This is a genomic window from Bacillus sp. G402 (genome assembly GCF_051172515.1).
In the GTDB taxonomy this organism is placed as follows: Bacteria; Bacillota; Bacilli; order Bacillales; family Bacillaceae; genus Bacillus; species Bacillus altitudinis.
On sequence record NZ_JBPIZC010000002.1, the window covers coordinates 513576 to 530766 of the forward strand.

Annotated in this window: 16 protein-coding genes; 7 read left to right on the forward strand and 9 right to left on the reverse strand. The window is 42.6% G+C overall.

Features of this window, described 5'->3' with window-relative positions; translation table 11 throughout:
• Nucleotides 1–52: 52 nt before the first annotated feature.
• The 3 genes from ACSBQP_RS11220 to ACSBQP_RS11230 form a co-directional block, all read right to left on the reverse strand.
• Entirely contained in the window at nucleotides 53–661 is a 609-nt protein-coding gene (locus ACSBQP_RS11220) for a bifunctional 4-hydroxy-2-oxoglutarate aldolase/2-dehydro-3-deoxy-phosphogluconate aldolase (protein ID WP_435028419.1), read from the reverse strand.
• Nucleotides 633–1649 carry a sugar kinase gene (locus ACSBQP_RS11225; protein ID WP_435028420.1) on the reverse strand — a complete coding sequence of 339 codons (1017 nt, stop codon included), beginning with the start codon at nucleotides 1647–1649 and terminating at the stop codon, nucleotides 633–635. Before ACSBQP_RS11225 ends, ACSBQP_RS11220 begins: the two co-directional genes overlap by 29 nt.
• 86 nt (nucleotides 1650–1735) lie before the next feature.
• Nucleotides 1736–2746, reverse strand: coding sequence for a LacI family DNA-binding transcriptional regulator (locus ACSBQP_RS11230; protein ID WP_272511179.1), 1011 nt, complete (start codon nucleotides 2744–2746; stop codon nucleotides 1736–1738).
• Nucleotides 2747–3003: 257 nt separating this feature from the next.
• On the opposite strand from ACSBQP_RS11230, the gene kduI reads away from it, so the two are divergent.
• From kduI to ACSBQP_RS11255, 5 genes are all read left to right on the forward strand, one after another.
• Nucleotides 3004–3831: a 5-dehydro-4-deoxy-D-glucuronate isomerase gene (kduI, locus tag ACSBQP_RS11235; RefSeq protein ID WP_342494329.1), complete on the forward strand. Its 828-nt coding sequence runs from the start codon at nucleotides 3004–3006 to the stop codon at nucleotides 3829–3831.
• 4 nt (nucleotides 3832–3835) lie between these two features.
• Nucleotides 3836–4609, forward strand: a complete 774-nt coding sequence (kduD, locus tag ACSBQP_RS11240; RefSeq protein ID WP_017368170.1) for a 2-dehydro-3-deoxy-D-gluconate 5-dehydrogenase KduD — start codon at nucleotides 3836–3838, stop codon at nucleotides 4607–4609.
• A gap of 104 nt (nucleotides 4610–4713) precedes the next feature.
• Nucleotides 4714–6180: a spore germination protein gene (locus tag ACSBQP_RS11245; protein ID WP_060832707.1), complete on the forward strand. Its 1467-nt coding sequence runs from the start codon at nucleotides 4714–4716 to the stop codon at nucleotides 6178–6180.
• A gap of 3 nt (nucleotides 6181–6183) precedes the next feature.
• Entirely contained in the window at nucleotides 6184–7284 is a 1101-nt protein-coding gene (locus ACSBQP_RS11250; RefSeq protein ID WP_060832708.1) for a GerAB/ArcD/ProY family transporter, read from the forward strand.
• Entirely contained in the window at nucleotides 7281–8426 is a 1146-nt protein-coding gene (locus ACSBQP_RS11255; protein ID WP_060832709.1) for a Ger(x)C family spore germination protein, read from the forward strand. Before ACSBQP_RS11250 ends, ACSBQP_RS11255 begins: the two co-directional genes overlap by 4 nt.
• A 204-nt stretch (nucleotides 8427–8630) precedes the next feature.
• Here the strand turns inward: ACSBQP_RS11255 and ACSBQP_RS11260 are convergent, their stop codons facing one another.
• The gene (locus ACSBQP_RS11260; RefSeq protein ID WP_435028421.1) at nucleotides 8631–10028 is read right to left on the reverse strand and encodes a glycosyltransferase; all 1398 of its coding nucleotides are present in this window, start codon (nucleotides 10026–10028) and stop codon (nucleotides 8631–8633) included.
• 136 nt (nucleotides 10029–10164) lie between these two features.
• Nucleotides 10165–11529, reverse strand: coding sequence for a sugar porter family MFS transporter (locus ACSBQP_RS11265; RefSeq protein WP_089374136.1), 1365 nt, complete (start codon nucleotides 11527–11529; stop codon nucleotides 10165–10167).
• A 270-nt stretch (nucleotides 11530–11799) separates the two neighbouring features.
• On the opposite strand from ACSBQP_RS11265, the gene ACSBQP_RS11270 reads away from it, so the two are divergent.
• Nucleotides 11800–12765, forward strand: a complete 966-nt coding sequence (locus ACSBQP_RS11270; protein ID WP_035389731.1) for an LCP family protein — start codon at nucleotides 11800–11802, stop codon at nucleotides 12763–12765.
• Between the two features lie 348 nt (nucleotides 12766–13113).
• On the forward strand, nucleotides 13114–13995 hold the full coding sequence (locus tag ACSBQP_RS11275; RefSeq protein WP_193751541.1) for a Cof-type HAD-IIB family hydrolase: 882 nt from the start codon (nucleotides 13114–13116) through the stop codon (nucleotides 13993–13995).
• 56 nt (nucleotides 13996–14051) lie between these two features.
• Here ACSBQP_RS11275 and ACSBQP_RS11280 read toward each other — a convergent pair whose 3' ends face one another.
• From ACSBQP_RS11280 to pgsC, 4 genes are all read right to left on the reverse strand, one after another.
• Nucleotides 14052–15275, reverse strand: a complete 1224-nt coding sequence (locus ACSBQP_RS11280; RefSeq protein WP_035389736.1) for a C40 family peptidase — start codon at nucleotides 15273–15275, stop codon at nucleotides 14052–14054.
• 106 nt (nucleotides 15276–15381) lie between these two features.
• The gene (locus ACSBQP_RS11285) at nucleotides 15382–15552 is read right to left on the reverse strand and encodes a hypothetical protein (protein ID WP_008343253.1); all 171 of its coding nucleotides are present in this window, start codon (nucleotides 15550–15552) and stop codon (nucleotides 15382–15384) included.
• The gene (locus ACSBQP_RS11290) at nucleotides 15549–16715 is read right to left on the reverse strand and encodes a CapA family protein (protein WP_017360004.1); all 1167 of its coding nucleotides are present in this window, start codon (nucleotides 16713–16715) and stop codon (nucleotides 15549–15551) included. Before ACSBQP_RS11290 ends, ACSBQP_RS11285 begins: the two co-directional genes overlap by 4 nt.
• A gap of 18 nt (nucleotides 16716–16733) precedes the next feature.
• A complete protein-coding gene (pgsC, locus tag ACSBQP_RS11295; RefSeq protein WP_007497520.1) occupies nucleotides 16734–17183 on the reverse strand; it encodes a poly-gamma-glutamate biosynthesis protein PgsC in 450 nt (149 codons plus the stop codon).
• Between the last annotated feature and the right edge of the window lie 8 nt (nucleotides 17184–17191).

A 17191-nucleotide genomic window follows, 5' to 3' on the forward strand; every position in this document is an offset into this window, starting at 1 on the left:
GTCAGATAAACGAACAAACAACCGGCAGTCATCCGCCGGTTGTTTATGTGAACTACATGATGGTGGAAGAAAGAACAGCCTGTAATTCTTCCGCTGTACTGCTTTCAAGCTGGCTGCCGACACCTACTGCCACGGCTCCTGCTTCAAGCCACTTTGGCACATCGACTGGATGAATGCCTCCTGTTGGGATGAACTCAATCTCTGGAAACGGGCCTTGCAAATTTTTCATATAAGACAAACCGAAAGAGCCGCTCGGAAAAAGCTTTAACACGCTGTATCCATTTGCTTTTGCCTGCATAATTTCACTCGGGGTCAAAACACCTGGAACGTAAAGTGTATCGTGAAAAGATAGGTGCTCTCCGATGACAGGAAGATATCCCGGGCTGACGATGAATCGAGAGCCGGCTTCAATGGCTGATTGTGCCTGCTCAAGCGTTGTAATCGTTCCGGCTCCGACAATCAAGTCGTGGTCATGCTGGTAAGATGCAATGATCCGCTCTGCATTGGGCGTGGTATATGTCACTTCGATGGCCCGCACCCCTTTTTTCTTTAAACGACCAATCATCTCTATCCCCTCTGCTTCACTACCTGCTCTGACCACCGCAATGAGTTTACAAGCTGCGAGCTTCTCTTTAACGCTCATACTTGCTGACTTTCCCATACCTCTCATCTCCCTTCATATCGTGTCGCCTTTGATATCGTTTGGCTTCTTTTATAAATGCCTGAAGCTCTTCCCGAGTCGGCAGTCCCTCGTGATCTCCTGGGGACATGACTGCAAGTGCTCCAATGGCATTGCCTCTTGTCACCGATTTTTCATATGATAATCCGTCCAGCAGACCGCTCATCACTCCCACTGCAAATCCATCACCAGCTCCGACTGTATCCACGACATGAGACACATGAAAACCAGCCACTACACCTTGGCCGGATGCACTTTTGAAATAGGCTCCTTCTGCTCCCAGTTTAATGACCACAAGCTTGACACCTTTTTGTAAATAAACATCCGCAATCGCTTCCGGCTCATGACATCCTGTGAGTCTTTGACCTTCTGCAAGCCCTGGGAAAAACCAATCTACTTGAGCAGCCATCTCGTTCACCGTATGAATCATGTCTTCTTCCTCTTCCCATAGTTGAAGTCTAAGGTTCGGATCAAAGGAAATGGTTTTTCCTGCTTCCTTCATTTCTTTAAGGGCATGAAAAGAAAACGCTCTCATTTCACTAGACACAGCAGGCGGGATTCCGGTCATATGAAGATGTCCTGCCTGCTGAAAATAAGTGGACGGGAAATCGTTTGTGTTCAATGTGCTCGCAGCAGAGCCTTTTCGGTAGTACGTCACATCAGGGTCCCCATCGATGACTTTTGATTTAAGCAATATCCCTGTTTTGGCCCCATCATTTGAACGGAGCACTGCCTCAGTATCGACCCCTTCTTTTTGAAGCTCTTCTAAAATAAATGTACCAAGTGAGTCCGCCCCGACCTTGCTCATCCAGCCTACGCTAAAGCCTAATCTTGCCAAGCCGACCGCAACATTACTCTCTGCACCAGCAAGTGCTTTTTGAAACGTATGCACTTGGTGAAGCTCGCCAATTTCTTTTGCATAAAACATCGCCATTGATTCCCCAAATGTGATCACATCCAATGCTTTCACTCATTTCTCCCCTTTCTTGGTACCGGTTTCAAAATAGTTGAAAAAGAGAGAGCATGCACGTATATATACTCTTCTCTGCCTGATGTTTATAAAGATTTCCTCACAATGATTTCTCCATCAAGTTGAATGGTCTGGGGTGCACTCTTATCCCCGTCAAGACGCGTCATAATTTTTTGCATGGCTGCTTTCCCCATCTCATGAGATGGCTGCGCCACCGTAGTGATGCCTGGCCCGATGAGCTTATACCATTCTGTATCATCAAATCCGGCAATGCCTATCTCCTCAGGTATCTTCACCCCAAGATCGACGAGTTCACTGATGAGTTTCAGCATGAGTAATCCATTGCCTGCTAAAATCGCTTTTTTCTGATGGTTTGATTGTAAAAAACGACAAATCTCATCTCGCATTTGTTCCTTTTGCTTCAAATTGATTTCTGCAATCATAGGTTTCTTATGTTGACTCATGGCCGTCTGTTCATAGGCTTCTTTTCGTTCTTCACGAGGACTAATCCCATCGACAGGCTCAGTAAAGAAAGCGATATGTTCGTAGCCTTTTTCATACATCTGATGAAGTAGACGAGCCGTGATGTCACGGTTATTCGTTGTGACGGTATCGACCTTGAGTTCAGGTAACTTACGGTCAACAAGAACAATCGGTACACCGTTTTGCTTAAAGTCTTGCAAAATGTCATTGTTTTGACCGGTCGTATTGATGATCAGCCCTTCAATATAATGAGCATGCAGCTTCAGTAGCATTTCTCGTTCTTTTTCTGGACGATTATCTGTGTTGCACACCATGATGCTGTATCCATATTCATCACAAATCTCTTCCACACCACGAAGTGTCGCAACAGAGAATGGGTTCGTAATATCAGCCACAATAAAACCAATGACCTTGCTCTTTCTTACTTTCAATCCTTGGGCAAGCTGACTCGGACGATAATGGAGCTCCTCAATGGCTTTTTTAATCTTTTTTACCTTTTCAGGAGAAATTTCATTTGTTCTGCCATTGATGTATCTGGATACCGTTGATTTTGAGACACCTGCATATGCTGCAACTTCGTTAATGGTGACTTTCGTTTGCTTTTTCTCTTTCATACAAAAAACTCCCAAGATCGATCTTCTCATTTGTTTCGAAACCGATTTCAAATAAACTTAAAAAAAGCATACCACAAGTTAAGCTGTATCAGAAGATTTTTTTCATAAAAATGAAGAAAAAAAGCTTTTATACAAATAAAGAAAGCGATTTCAAATTAACGGTTGACGCCACTCTCTTTTTCCTCTAGAATTTTCCTTGAAACCGATACCAAATAAAACAATTATATGTTTCAGATGGAAAGGGAGGCTTATCTCAAATGGAAAATCGTTATGCTGTACATCCTGAGCAGGTCAAGCGTTTTACAACAGAGGAACTTCGTCGTCATTTTCATATTCCGATACTTTTTGTCAGTGGTGAATTGAAGCTGTATTATTCGCATGAGGACCGTGTGGTGATTGGCGGCGTTATGCCGATATCAGAACCGATCAAGCTAGATGCCGGCGACTTTTTACGTACAGAATATTTCCTTGAAAGACGGGAAATTGGCATTGTAAATGTCGGCGGCCAAGGTACGGTCACAGTCGATGGTGAGTCATTTGTGCTGGAGCATAAAGATTTCTTATATATTGGACTTGGACACGAACATGTACAGTTTGCTAGTTCATCAGGTGAGCAGGCCAAATTTTATCTTGTGTCAGCCACAGCTCATAGAGCGTATCCGACACAAAAGGCTGCGATCGCTGAATTAACACCGAATCATTTAGGAGAAGCATCCGCCTCGAACGTACGGAATCTGTATCAGGTCATTCATGCAGACGGCATCCAAAGCTGCCAGCTTATGATGGGCATCACTCAGCTTGAAACCAATAACACATGGAACACGATGCCTGCTCATATACATGACCGGCGGATGGAAGTGTACTTATATCTTGATATAGAGGAAGACGCACGTGTCTTTCATTTTATGGGGGAGCCATCTGAAACGAGACATCTCGTTGTGGCAAATGAAGAAGCCGTCATCTCACCTGCCTGGTCCATTCATTCAGGCTCAGGTACAGCAAATTATTCATTTATTTGGGCAATGGCGGGAGAAAACTATACGTTTAAAGATATGGACTTTGTCCCGATGGACCAGCTGAGGTAATGAGATGACGTCGACATCATATGTAGCGTCCCTCTTTTCCCTCGAAGGCAAAACAGCTCTTGTCACAGGTCCTGGAACTGGTATTGGGCAAGGGATTGCCGTAGCGCTTGCCCGTTCAGGTGCAGATATCATCGGCACCTACCACCATACGCCGCTTGATGAAACAAAAGAACTTGTCGAACAGACCGGCAGATCATTTCATGCGATTCAAGTAGACTTTTCAGATCCTCAGTCCGCAAAGCGGGATGTTGATGCCCTTTTAAAGCAGCATTCAATTGATATTTTGATTAATAATGCTGGGACCATTAAAAGAGAAGAGGCCGCTCAATATTCAGAGGAAAACTGGCATACTGTGATGGATGTGAATATCAACAGTCTCTTTTTCCTCACGCAAAAGGTCGGACAGCAGATGCTGAAAAAAGGGCGAGGGAAAATTGTCAATATCGCTTCCCTTCTATCATTTCAAGGTGGTGTCTTTGTTCCCGCTTATACAGCAAGTAAGCATGCTGTCGCAGGTTTGACGAAAGCTTTTGCAAATGAATGGGCAAGTCAGCATATTCAGGTCAATGCGATCGCACCTGGTTATATTGCAACCAATAACACGCAAGCCATTCGTGACGATGCGAACCGGAATGAAGAGATTCTGAAACGAATCCCCGCTGGACGCTGGGGACGGCCTGAAGATCTAGCAGGTGCCGCCGTCTTTCTCAGCTCCCCTGCCTCTGATTATATGAACGGTCATATTTTAGCCGTAGATGGCGGCTGGCTGGCGAGATAAACATGTGAAGAGAATTCCTATTTTAGGGGATTCTCTTTTTTCTATTTGCATAATTCTTCTCCTTCCGAGTCACTCTATAAAAAAAGACATGAGGGTGAGGTATTATGAAAAGTCGTATTGAACAAGATATAGAGTCCGTCATTCAGCGTGTCAAAAGCTTTGCCGGCAAAAGTGATGATATCGTGTTCCACTCTTTTTCATTTGGTCCTTCCGCTGTCTCTGCATGTCTCGTGTACGTTGAAGGACTCACAGAATTTGAGATGCTTTCCAAACAAATCATTTCACCTATGCAAAAGGAACTGACCATCACCAAGGTCGACCACACCACACTTTCTTCCCTTTCTAAAACGTTCTTTGGTATTCAAAATGATGTGCTGGAAGATATGAACCTTGCCATCGAGCAGTTATACAGCGGCAGGGCTATTTTATTTGTGGATAGGGCCACTCAAGCGCTTGCGCTCCATACGAATCTTTTTCAATTTAGAGAAGTAGAGGAGCCGCAATCAGAAGTCCTTGTAAGAGGACCCCGGATTGGATTTATTGAAAATCTTGAAAAAAACACGGCATTGCTTCGTGAAAGAGCAAATGATCCGAACCTTGTCATTCAAAAGGTAAACATAGGAACTCGCAACAAGAAATCTGCTGCTCTTGTGTATGTTCGTGATATCGCAGACCCCAAACTAGTAGATGATGTATTCTCTCGTATGAAGCAAATCAAAATGGATGATATTCCTGAGTCCGGCTACATAGAACAGCTGATTGAAGACAGTCATATCTCTATTTTCCCGCAGATTCAAAATACAGAACGTCCTGATCGGGTGATTGCCTCTGTGCTAGAAGGAAAGGTGTCTATTTTGCTCGATGGTACGCCATTTGCCCTCATTATGCCGATGACTCTCACTGCCTTGATGCAATCACCGGAGGATTATTATCAAAGATGGACAAGTGCGACTCTTTTGCGTTTGCTCCGTTATATTGCCGTGCTTTTGACGATCTTTTTACCGGGACTCTATATCGCCCTTGTTTCCTATCATCCTGGTTTATTACCAACACGAATGGCACTGACCATCGCAGGTAGCCGGCAAAATGTGCCCTTTCCTCCTGTAGTGGAAGCCATTTTGATGTCGTTTACGATTGAACTGCTGCGGGAAGCTGGACTTCGTCTTCCTAGGGCGATCGGGCAGACGATTGGACTGATTGGCGGCGTCATTATTGGACAGGCGGCTGTCCAAGCCAATATCGTCAGTGCCTTAATGGTCATTATTGTGTCTCTGACGGCACTAGCCGATTTCACTGCTCCATCATATGATTTCAGCTTTCCCTTACGCATCCTGCGGTTTATGGCGATCTTCAGTTCAGCCATGTTTGGATTATACGGCTTAATCATGTGTTATTTATTTGTACTTTGTCACTTGATGCAGCTAAAGACCTTTGGTTTTGACTATTTCACACCTGTTTTGTCTTCACCGTTTTCAGATTTAAAAGATACGTACGTTCGTTTACCAATAGGGCTATTTAAATCAAGACCGAAAACAGCCAAGACAAAAAATCTCAAAAGACAAGGAGAGTAAACGATGTACAGAGCTGAGAAGCTATCATTGTTACAAGTCACCATTCTGTGCAGTTCTACAATGATAGGCGCTGGAATTTTAACCATTCCACGCAGTTCTGCCAATTCAGGATTCCCTGATGGCTGGATCATTGTATTAATACAGGGAGTCATCTTTGCTTTCGTTGCTTTTTTGCTAGGTTGGATTGCTGAGAAGAATGCACCGGATACCATTTTTGAATCGAATACAAAAGGAGCCGGTGCATTCTTTGGCACGATCTTTAACCTAATGCTGATCGGTTATTTACTAGCCATTGTTGGCTTTGAGGCGCGTGTACTAGGGGAAGTGGTTCAATTTTTCCTGCTGCAATCGACCCCGATGACCGTGATTGTGATGATTTTTTTACTGGTGGCCACCTATCATTTAAAAAGCGGAATTTTTCCGGTAGTGAAAATGGTGACATATATTTATCCGATGACCATGATCATTTACATTGGGCTCATGCTGTTTAGTTTGAAAATATTTGATTTTGATTACTTACGCCCAGTGATGGCGCACGGGTTTAAAGATTTTAGTAATTTGTTCTCTCAAACATTTATTCAATTTACAGGCTTTGAAGTCATTTTGTTTGTCGTACCGCTTATCTATAAAGACAAATGGTCAAAAGCGAAATGGGCCGCAGCGATCGGTGTAGGGATCACCACACTTATTTACTCCCTCACGCTCTTTATTGTGATTGGTTCCATGACGGTTGGAGAAACGAAATCACTCACCTGGCCCACTGTCTCCCTCATTCAAGCGCTAGAACTAGAAGGGGTCTTCATTGAACGCTTTGATATTTTCTTACTGACGATCTGGACGTGCCAACAGTTTATTTGTATGCTTGGCTTTTTCCAATTTGCGATTAAAGGCTGTCAAACGGTGTTTAAGACGACCAATTTAACGAGACTGCTATGGTTGCTGTTTTTGCTGACCTCAGCTCTCTCTCTTTTTCCGAGAAATATCAATGAAGTCTTTTACTACTCGACTTTACTCGGCTATGCATTATTCGTTGTGTTAGCGATTCCTTTTTTAACAGCTGTTCTGCTCATGATACGTAAAAAATGGGGAGGTCGATCTGCATGAAAGGACGGCGTTTATGGCTCACCTTTCTGTCTTGCTGTCTTTTGCTTTTATCGACAGGCTGCTGGGACTTAAAGGATATTGAGAAATTATCGTTTGTGCGCGGTGTTGGCATTGACGAGGAAGATGATAACGGAGTCAAACTCACCTATCAAAACCTTGTCCCTAAAATGGGCGGAACACAAGAAGCAGATTCCCCTGGCTATGTGAATGTCGTCTCAAAGGGGAAAAATGTACTGGAAGCAGTCAGCAATGTCGCTTTGAAGGACCCGCCGATTTACAGTGATCACCTCAAAATCTTTTTGTTTGGCAAAAATCAAGCCGAGCATCATGATATTCAAGGAACACTCAACCACTTTATACGAGATGATGAGGTTCGAAGAAGCAGCTACCTCTTAGTGTCACGCCATGAGGCTTCAAAAGTCATCAATCAAAAATTAAAATCACAACAAAAGGTGCCAGTTGAGCATATTTTTGAAACATCAAAAAACCGGAGCTTTAACGGGAAGATTTTACTGCCAACACGTATTGGCCGAGCGTCCGATTACTTTCAGATGGGTACAAGCTTTCTTGTCCAAAGTGTGGATGTCGTAAACGGAGAACTCACCTATGATGGCGCAGGCATTATCCATGGGAAAACGCGAAAGCTGATAGGATTCATTCCAGCAAAAGATGTCCAATCTTTAAACTGGGTCATGAATCGCATCTCAGGCGGAGTCGTACCCGCCACCTACAAAGGCTTTCCGATTACGTATGAAATCAAGAAAGCAAAGTCCAAGATTGAACCCTATCTGAAGAACGGAAAGATTTCCTTTAAAATTAGTGTACAAACAAACGGGAAACTATCAGAAGATCAATATCCCCCTGAAAACTCATACGATGAGCAATACATCAAACGATTTGAGCGCATTTTTGAACGCAAAATCAAAGAACGCATTCAAAAAGCTGTCCACCACATGCAAAAAGAAGTTGGTGTTGACCCGATCCTTTTAAATCGGCAGGTGCGCATCAAGTATCCAGACTTTTGGGATCAGCACCGTAATGAATGGGATACACTATTTCAAGAAGTAGACATTGCATATGACGTCAAAGTTAGCATTTTGAACTTTGGTGCAGAAGGCGCAACGAAAAGCTTTAAATGGTAGCACAAAAGGCGGTCATCCGCCTTAGATGGTTGACAAAGGGCTAAAATGAACTTTGTTTTAGCCCTTTGTCTTCTTTTCAGCGTGATAGAAAACCTTTGCAGTCTAGGAAGGACGAGTACCGGAGCAGAGCGAATGAGGGATTCGCGAGCACCGGCGCAGAGGACTGACAAAAAATGCGATGGTTTGCCTACACGCTGAGGCGGATTACCCGGAGGGGGGACCGCCTTTTTTACGTGCAACGATCAAAAGCTGATAGAGCGTCACTTGATCAGATAATGCTTTTGTTTGAAAGCCAAGTGACTCTCCTACTCTCGCCACTTCGTCAAAAAACAATTGAACGTTTTGATCAATTGGCACATTGATCGGCTGTTCAATCACGCGATGAAATAAATGGTCTGGAAAGAGCGCCCGCATTGTGTTTGGTGTGAAAAATCTCATATGTGTTCGATCTAAAATCCCCACATCTTGATACGTAAAATCACCTGCCAATAAAGGCAGCAGTACTTCCGCATGCATCATATTAGGTAAGCAGCAAATGATCACGCCACCTGGTTTTAAAGACGCATGCGCTTGAGCAATCATCTGCCATGGGTCTGACACATGCTCTAACACATCAGAAAAGATAACAGCATCAAAAAAAGCTTCTTTCTCTGACCAAGGATACGCCTCCGCTTTTGTCTCAATCACTTCTTTGTAATACGCCTTTGCCATCTCTGCTTTTAATGCATCCGCCTCTACTCCGTACATGTCAACGGACTGCCGGTTGATCAGTTCAAGTCCTGTCGCCCCAGCACCACAGCCAACATCCAGCACACATCCGGCATCCTCAGGGAGCAGTGTTGCAAAATATGGATGGGGCGTTATCAGATTTAAATCAATGCCCCATTTATCTAAAAAACGAAGCCTGTTCTCCGCAAACAACGTAGAGATGTTCGTTTCTTCATTGGCATTGAAGGTAGCATGACCGTGATGATGCACAAAAGAATCATGGACGATTTGCAGCTGGTACCCCTTCAGCAATGAGCGCAGACAAAGGTCATCATCCTCAAATGATCCATATACAAACCGCTCATCAAATAACCCTACATCCTCGATCAGCTCTCTTTTGACCAGCAGACAAAAACCAACAAGTCTATGCACATATGTTCTTTGACCTTTTCTCGAAGCCGTATATGCCTTTGCAAAGGCAGGAAGCTCCTTCACATCTGTGTAAGATGGCTGAACGAGCTGAAGACCACTCACATAATTGGAGACAGGGCCTACCATGCCAATACGATCTGATGCAAAAAGGGCTTCTCTTAAAGGCAAAAGCCAGTTTTCGGTCACAATCGTGTCGTTATTTAAAAAAAGAATACTATCTCCTGTTGCCTTTTTCGCCCCTTGGTTACAGCCCTTGGCAAAACCTTGATTCTTCTCGTTGTCAATCAACACGACATCTTCCAGTTGTCTCACATATTCCTTTGTTCCGTCTGATGAAGCATTATCCACGATAATGAGTTCATATTCATCACGCCGAGTATGCTCCTTGATACTGTCGATACATTTTTTCGTTAGGTGCAGTTCATTGTACGTCAGCATCACAATGCTCGTTTTTCCTTTCATCTCATTTCCACCTTTCGCCCGCCTGTTCCATATGTATGTCATAGGCAGCACGTTCAGAAGATGAGTGATTGTCCTTTCTTGATTAAACGTTTGTTTAACAAAGGAAGACCAGCTGCCTCATGCAGCTGGTCTTTTTTCATACCGTTTCCCCTTCGTCATTCACGACGGCACGGTTTCTCTTTTTTAAATCTTCTTCAATCTCTTCAAGACTTTTTCCTTTCGTTTCTGTGACTAAATATTTCACAAATAAGAAGGCACCTATGCCGATGGCTGCATAAATAAGGAAAAGGTTACTGATGCCAATTGCACTTAACAAGGTTGGGAATGTGAGCGAGATGATCAAATTCCCTGTATGCAGTAGGAAGGTCGATACCCCCGTACCGATTCCCCGGACATGTACTGGGAACAGCTCCGGCAGCATCACCCATACGACCGGGCCCCAGCTGACAGCAAAAATGACGATGAAAAGTCCTAAACATATAATTGTCGTCCACCCTGCAGCTGTTGATCCCTCGAAAAAACGATTGACCACTGCTAGAACAATCAAACTAAGAACCATCCCTACATTTCCAAATAGGAGTAACGCTTTCCGCCCGACACGATCAATGATTTTAATCGCAACAAACGTCATGACAACATTGACTGCACCAATTCCTACAGTTCCTAAAATGGCTGCTGAATCGCCAAAGCCGACACTTGTAAATGTTTTTGGTGCATAATAAATGATCGTATTTGTCCCAATAAACTGCTGTAAAAAGGCTAAACCGACACCAGCAATTAAAGCGGGGCGCACCCATGGTTCGAGTAATTCCTTAAGACCGCCTTTTTCTTCACTTTCTGCTTTTTGAATATCCGCAATTTCGTCTTCAACTTCTTGCTTACTTTGTCTAAGTTTGGACAATATTTCTTTCGCCCGGTCCGCCTGTCCTTGGACAAACAGCCAGCGAGGACTTTCTGGCATAAACAAAATACCACATAACAAGAGAACAGAAGGAACAACGGCAATTCCAAGCATCAGACGCCATGCCTCTGCATCTGCTAAAACGTAGTTCACAATATAGGCAAGAAGAATACCAAATGTGATCATGAGTTGGTTTAATGAGGAAAGTGCCCCTCTTGATTCCTTTGGCGCAAGTTCAGATAAATATAATGGAACAATCGTCGTCGAGCATCCGACAGCAAGTCCTAGCACGATTCGGAATAAGACCATGACCTCCGTATTCGGTGCAAGGGCTGTTCCAAATCCGCCGATAATAAATAAAATGGCTGCGGCAATAATCGCTTTTTTCCGTCCGAATTGATCTGTCAGTTTTCCAGAAAGAGAAGACCCGAGCATCGCCCCAATTAAAATCGAGCTGACCACAAGTCCCTCTGTAAATGCATTTAAACCTAAATCCTCTTTCATAAATAAGATAGCGCCAGAAATGACACCTGTATCGTAACCATATAAGGCGCCGCCAAGTGCGCCGAAGAAATAAAGCCACCCATTCCGATTTTTCATGATCATAACCCCTCTTTTATCTATGTAATGACTGGATGTTTCTCTATGAAAAATCATTTTCCTCACTTCCTGTCATTTCAAACATTTCGATGTTTTATGACAAATATATTTCATTTGCGTATCATTGAAACTTTTTTAGATAAGGAAACGTCAATTAAGCGTTAGTGAAAAAAATGTCGCACTATATCCCGTTTTAAGGTATATTTGTTTTAGTTTGTAAGCAGGAAGAAGGACATCTTTACTATAAAATCATAGCGAGGGTTTAAATATATGGATCAAACAAGAAGTAAACGCAAAGGCAAAAAGCGTTTAAAACCATGGGTGAAAGTCACTCTTTTTATTTTTGGTATTCTTTTACTGACAACCGCTTCTGTCACCGGCTATGCCTACTATAAAGTGACAACAGCTGCGAAAAAAGCACAAGTCTCTCTAGACCGCGGTGCACAATCTGTCAAACGGATTGAAGCATTTGATCCTGGGAAAGACAGCTTTTCTGTCTTGCTGCTTGGCATTGACAGCAGACCAGGCGAAACCGTCAAACAAGCACGAAGCGATGCAATGGTATTAGCGACAGTAAATCGTACGAATAAAACCGTGAAATTATTAAGTATTCCAAGGGACTCATATGTTAATATTCCAGGTCATGGTTATGACAAAATTACACATGCACACGCATTTGGTGATGCAGACCTCACGGTGAGTACAGTTGAGAATTTACTAGATATCCCTGTCGACTTTGTGATTGAAAGTAATTTCAAAGCATTTAAGGAAATTGTGAACGAATTGAATGGTGTTTCCGTTAACATTAAAGATGAATATGTTGTGAAACAAATTCTTAAAGATACAAAGGGCAAAGTTCAGCTGCAAACGGGTACTCACACACTAGATGGTAATCAAGCTCTCGCTTATGTGAGAACAAGAAAAGCAGACAGTGATCTCATGCGTGGACAGCGTCAAATGGAAGTTTTAAAAGCCATTTTCGATAAATCAAAATCAGTAACGTCCATTCCGTCTTATGACAATATCATAGATACTCTAGGTGATAACGTCTCAACTAACCTGTCAATGAAAGAACTAGTCGGTCTTTTCCCACTACTCACTTCATTGAAATCTGTTGATACGATTCAACTAAAAGGATCTGATTACCAGCCAAATGGCGTTTATTATTACCAATTGGATCAAAACCAACTGAACGAAGTCAAAACGGAATTAAAGAAACAGCTTGAATTATCATAAACACAGAAAGCGTCCTTTTGGGCGCTTTTTATGTGTCGAAAAAGGTGTTTGCGCTTTTTCTTCTTTTCAGCGTGATAGAAAACCTTTGCAGTCTAGGAAGGACGAGCACCGGAGCAGAGCGAATTTGACATTCGTGAGCACCGGAGCGCAGGACTGACAAAGAATGCGAGGGTTTGTCTACACGCTGAAAGCGTCCTTTTGGGCGCTTTTTCTTATATCCTTGATCAATTGACCATTTTTGTTTAGCCTTAAAGAGAGGAATCCACGATCCGACTCTTTCATGAGAATGAAGGAAATCGTACATACTTTGAAGAGGCTATTGCATGAATGAAGGAGGATATAACAGCAATGAAAAAAATGATTGCGATTGATTTAGACGGTACACTCTTAAATACGAAAAGTGAAATATCCGCTCAAAACCGGCAAGCATTGATTCGTGCGAAGGAAGCTGGATATATTGTAACCATTTGTACAGGGCGCGCGACTTTTGATGTAAAAGAGCTTCTTGGGGATTTGGACATTCCCATTATTGCGGCAAATGGAGGAACTGTCCATACAGAAGGGTACAAGCTCTTCAGCAGAATCACCCTTGATCAAGAAGCTGGAAGACGTGCTGCAAAGGAATTAGTGGAACGGAACATTTATTTCGAGGTCTATACAGACGATGCCCTCCTTTCCCCATTTGATGGAAAAGAAAAGCTCAAAGCTGAATTTGATATGATCAAAAGCGCCAATCCTCATGAGGATGTAGCTGATTTATGGGAAGGGGCGATGACTCAATTTAAACAGTTTGGCATCAAACCTGTCGATGACATCCGTCAAATTTTCGAGTCGAATGAACCAACTTATAAATTACTATGCTTCTCCTTTGATATGAATAAGCTGCAAGAAGCACGAGATCTTCTTTCTAAGATGCCTGAGCTCTCCTTGACCTCATCTGGAGAACATATCATTGAGGTACTGCCAAAAGAGTCAGGTAAAGGACATGCCCTCAAAAAACTTGCAGCCCATTATGGCGTAGACTCATCCGATATTTATGCGATCGGTGATAGCCCTAATGATCTATCCATGTTCGATGAAGCAGGACACAGGATAGCGATGGGGAATGCGGTGGATGTCATTAAAGAAAAAAGCACCTATATCACAAAAGGCAACCATGAAGATGGCGTCGCCTATTTTATTGATCTGCTTTTGCAGAATCAATTTCAAGAAAAAAAGACGCTTGTCTGATCAGCGCCTAGTGAGAAGTCGAGAAGTCCGATCTGAGCATTGATCGGGCTTTTTCTTTATTTTTTGATTCTAACAGCCGTCTCATATTTATCCTTCCAATACGTACTTGTTTTCATATTGGTAATGACAACGCCATTTGAAACCGTCACATGAATGACTTGATTTGAACCAGCATAAATGGCTGGCATCAACGAAGTCCCTTTAAAAAAGACAAGATCTCCTGGCTTTAGTTCCGATCGTTTCACAGGTGTACCTGCTTTAACTTGTCCCGGCGCATAGCGAGGCATCTCCATTCCAAGCACTTCTTGATAGATATACTGCGTGAATCCTGCTGTATCAAAGCCTTGCTTTGGGCTCGCACCACCTTTTACATAGGGTACTTCTCCAATATACGTGGCAGCTTTTGATACGACTGGGTCTTCTTTCGCTAGTTTCAGCTCAGTTAATCGTTTCGCACCTGTCCATTTCTCACGCCAATACGATTCAGACAAATAAGAAATCGTCACACTTTCCGAACGGCTCGCATGAATAAAGCGGTCTCCTCCGATGTACATGCCTACATGTGAAATTCCTTTTTTATACGTGTTGCTAAAAAAAACAAAGTCTCCAGGGCGAATATCGTCTCGTGCTACTTTCTCTCCAACCATCCATTGCTGCTCAGCACTTCTTGGTAAATAAATCCCAAGTGATTTTTCAAATAAATATTGTAAAAAACCTGAACAATCGAAGCCTACTTTTGGATCTGATGCCCCGAATACATAAGGGATCCCCAAATATTTCATCGCATCTTTCACCAGTTGATCATCCGACATCTCTTGGGAGACAGGCAGCCGTTTGACCGCATAGAACCGATCGGTCCAATATTTACTTTTGCTGACATCTGTTTTCACCACCCCTTGACTGAGTGTGATGTGGATCACTTGATCATTTCCAGCGTACAAAGCAACATGTGTCGGGATGTCTTTTGTTTCTTCAAGACTGCGAAAATAGACAAGGTCTCCAGGCTTCGCTTTTTCCCATGATACGTTTTCACCGATTTGGTATTGATCAATCACCTTTCGCGGCAAATCAAATGCACCGGTTGTTTTATATACATATTGTATAAAGCCAGACGCATCAAAGCCCGTTTTCGGATCGATTCCTCCTTTATGATAAGGCGTACCTATCAGCGTTTCCGCTTGTTTTAAAGGAGATGTTGTTTGAGCAGACACCTCTGTTTGAGACATAAACATGAGTCCTACAATGGCACATCCTCCAAGCAGTATTCCTTTCCATTTCATCCTCTCTTCCCCCTTTCTTTTATAGTTTCGACATGACCCCTTTCATTTTACACCTTTTTCCGTCAAAAAAGAGCACGCCTCGCGTGCTCTTTTCATCATCATTTCTTTATTTACTCGCTTCCGCTTTTGACTGCTTTTGCTGTTCAATTTTCTGCATTTCAACCGAGATCTTTTGTTTCTCATGATCTGTGAGGCTGTCACTGAATTTAAAAGCAGACATAAAGACAAAGACTAAAATTAACGCAACAAACGGCCAGCTTGCTTTAAGGAATTTCATTTTTTATCCTTCCCTTCGTTTTCTTTTAATGTTTGAACTTTATCAGAATGATCGACTTCAAAGAAAATATGTCCGTCTTTTTCTTTCCAATCCGCATTCGTGCCATTTGTCAGCATACGGATAATCGATTTTGATTCAAGAGATCCTGCTTTGACTGGAGCAGGTGTCGCTTCTTTGATGTACATTGGAACCACTTCAAATGTCGCTTTTCCATCTTCATTCAGATGATACTGAACAATAGCAGAATCACGTGTTCTTGACCAACCTTGGTCAAAAATAAAGTTCCCCAAGCTATAGAAAATCGCTGTTCCGTTATAGACTTCCATCGGCTCAAGAACGTGCGGGTGTGCACCGATAATGATATCAGCACCAGCCTTTGACATCGCTCTTGCCAGCTCTCTTTGTCTGTCGTTTACTTCATTGTTATATTCCTGTCCCCAGTGCGCATGAACAACAACGATATCTGCCTTTTCAGCAGCTTGTGAAATCATCGGAATAAAGATAGATGGATCAGCTGGCAGAATACCTGCCTTTCGATTTGTTGCTTTAAAATCTTTTCCATATACATCTGTAAAACCAAGGGTAGCGATTTTAACGCCATTCACTTCTTTGTATGAAATGTTCTGCTTCGCATCATTGACGTTGCGCCCAGCCCCTGTATAATCCATGTCAGCTTTTTCAAAAGCATCAATCGTGTTATTTAAGCCTTTTTCACCGTAGTCTGCTGCATGGTTATTCGCAAAGTTTAGTACAGAGAAATTCAAATCCTTTAACGCTTGTACAGAATCTTCATCTGTTTTCAAATGAATATTCTTTTGTGCTGCCTGTTCCTTATCTGAAGCCACTGGATGCTCAAAATTCCCAGTTACATAATCTGATACATCAAAATACGGCTTCGCATAGCGGAACAGGTGCTGCTTTCCATAGCGGTCTGTTACTTTCTCTACATTTCTTCCAAACATAATATCTCCGACAAACGAAGCGGTCAGGATGTTTTCTGGATTCTTTTCTACAGTTGGTACTTGTGCTTTCCCGATAAATGTAAATAGAAATGTACAAGCAATGACAATCGGTAAAGCAATCAGTACGTGTTTATTCGTCTTTTTCTTTTGGTTCTTTGTGATTTTCAGCAGCTTTTCCTGAAAGCTCAATTTTTTATTCATCATTGGACACACCTTATCTTAAAATAGATAGTAAACATACATGATGGCAAATGTTGCACCACTTAGAAGTAATGTGCTTCCAAGGGTAATCGTAAGACCTTGCTTTTGAATCGTATTCGCAATCAATCCAGGCACGATGATTCCGATTCCGCGGAATTCTGCTATTTCAAACGGAACCACTGGATAGAAGAAATCAAATATGAGCTTTAGGGCAATTCCTGTAATCAGCATCGCCGCAAACTTTCTGCGTCCGTACAAAATCATAAATTTCGATAGACCAAAACGAACGATCACATATGTCAGCAAGCTGACAGATAAAACAACTAAAATGAAGACTGGCTGGTTAAAGACGAGCGCCAGATAACCTGGAACAACCAACCCAGCTGGTACGATTCCTGTTTTTTCTGCAAAAATTAAACTGAGTAGAACACCTAAAATTAACGAGATATAAAGATCTGATCCGAACATTTTCTATA

What these genes read in the sequence shown, in the direction of transcription:
- ACSBQP_RS11220 (WP_435028419.1), bottom strand. Translation starts at nt 661, where the DNA reads ATGGGAAAGTCAGCAAGTATGAGCGTTAAAGAGAAGCTCGCAGCTTGT.
- ACSBQP_RS11230 (WP_272511179.1), bottom strand. Translation starts at nt 2,746, where the DNA reads ATGAAAGAGAAAAAGCAAACGAAAGTCACCATTAACGAAGTTGCAGCA.
- kduI (WP_342494329.1), top strand. Translation starts at nt 3,004, where the DNA reads ATGGAAAATCGTTATGCTGTACATCCTGAGCAGGTCAAGCGTTTTACA.
- kduD (WP_017368170.1), top strand. Translation starts at nt 3,836, where the DNA reads ATGACGTCGACATCATATGTAGCGTCCCTCTTTTCCCTCGAAGGCAAA.
- ACSBQP_RS11245 (WP_060832707.1), top strand. Translation starts at nt 4,714, where the DNA reads ATGAAAAGTCGTATTGAACAAGATATAGAGTCCGTCATTCAGCGTGTC.
- ACSBQP_RS11250 (WP_060832708.1), top strand. Translation starts at nt 6,184, where the DNA reads ATGTACAGAGCTGAGAAGCTATCATTGTTACAAGTCACCATTCTGTGC.
- ACSBQP_RS11255 (WP_060832709.1), top strand. Translation starts at nt 7,281, where the DNA reads ATGAAAGGACGGCGTTTATGGCTCACCTTTCTGTCTTGCTGTCTTTTG.
- ACSBQP_RS11260 (WP_435028421.1), bottom strand. Translation starts at nt 10,028, where the DNA reads ATGAAAGGAAAAACGAGCATTGTGATGCTGACGTACAATGAACTGCAC.
- ACSBQP_RS11265 (WP_089374136.1), bottom strand. Translation starts at nt 11,529, where the DNA reads ATGAAAAATCGGAATGGGTGGCTTTATTTCTTCGGCGCACTTGGCGGC.
- ACSBQP_RS11270 (WP_035389731.1), top strand. Translation starts at nt 11,800, where the DNA reads ATGGATCAAACAAGAAGTAAACGCAAAGGCAAAAAGCGTTTAAAACCA.
- ACSBQP_RS11275 (WP_193751541.1), top strand. Translation starts at nt 13,114, where the DNA reads ATGAAAAAAATGATTGCGATTGATTTAGACGGTACACTCTTAAATACG.
- ACSBQP_RS11280 (WP_035389736.1), bottom strand. Translation starts at nt 15,275, where the DNA reads ATGAAATGGAAAGGAATACTGCTTGGAGGATGTGCCATTGTAGGACTC.
- ACSBQP_RS11285 (WP_008343253.1), bottom strand. Translation starts at nt 15,552, where the DNA reads ATGAAATTCCTTAAAGCAAGCTGGCCGTTTGTTGCGTTAATTTTAGTC.
- ACSBQP_RS11290 (WP_017360004.1), bottom strand. Translation starts at nt 16,715, where the DNA reads ATGAATAAAAAATTGAGCTTTCAGGAAAAGCTGCTGAAAATCACAAAG.
- pgsC (WP_007497520.1), bottom strand. Translation starts at nt 17,183, where the DNA reads ATGTTCGGATCAGATCTTTATATCTCGTTAATTTTAGGTGTTCTACTC.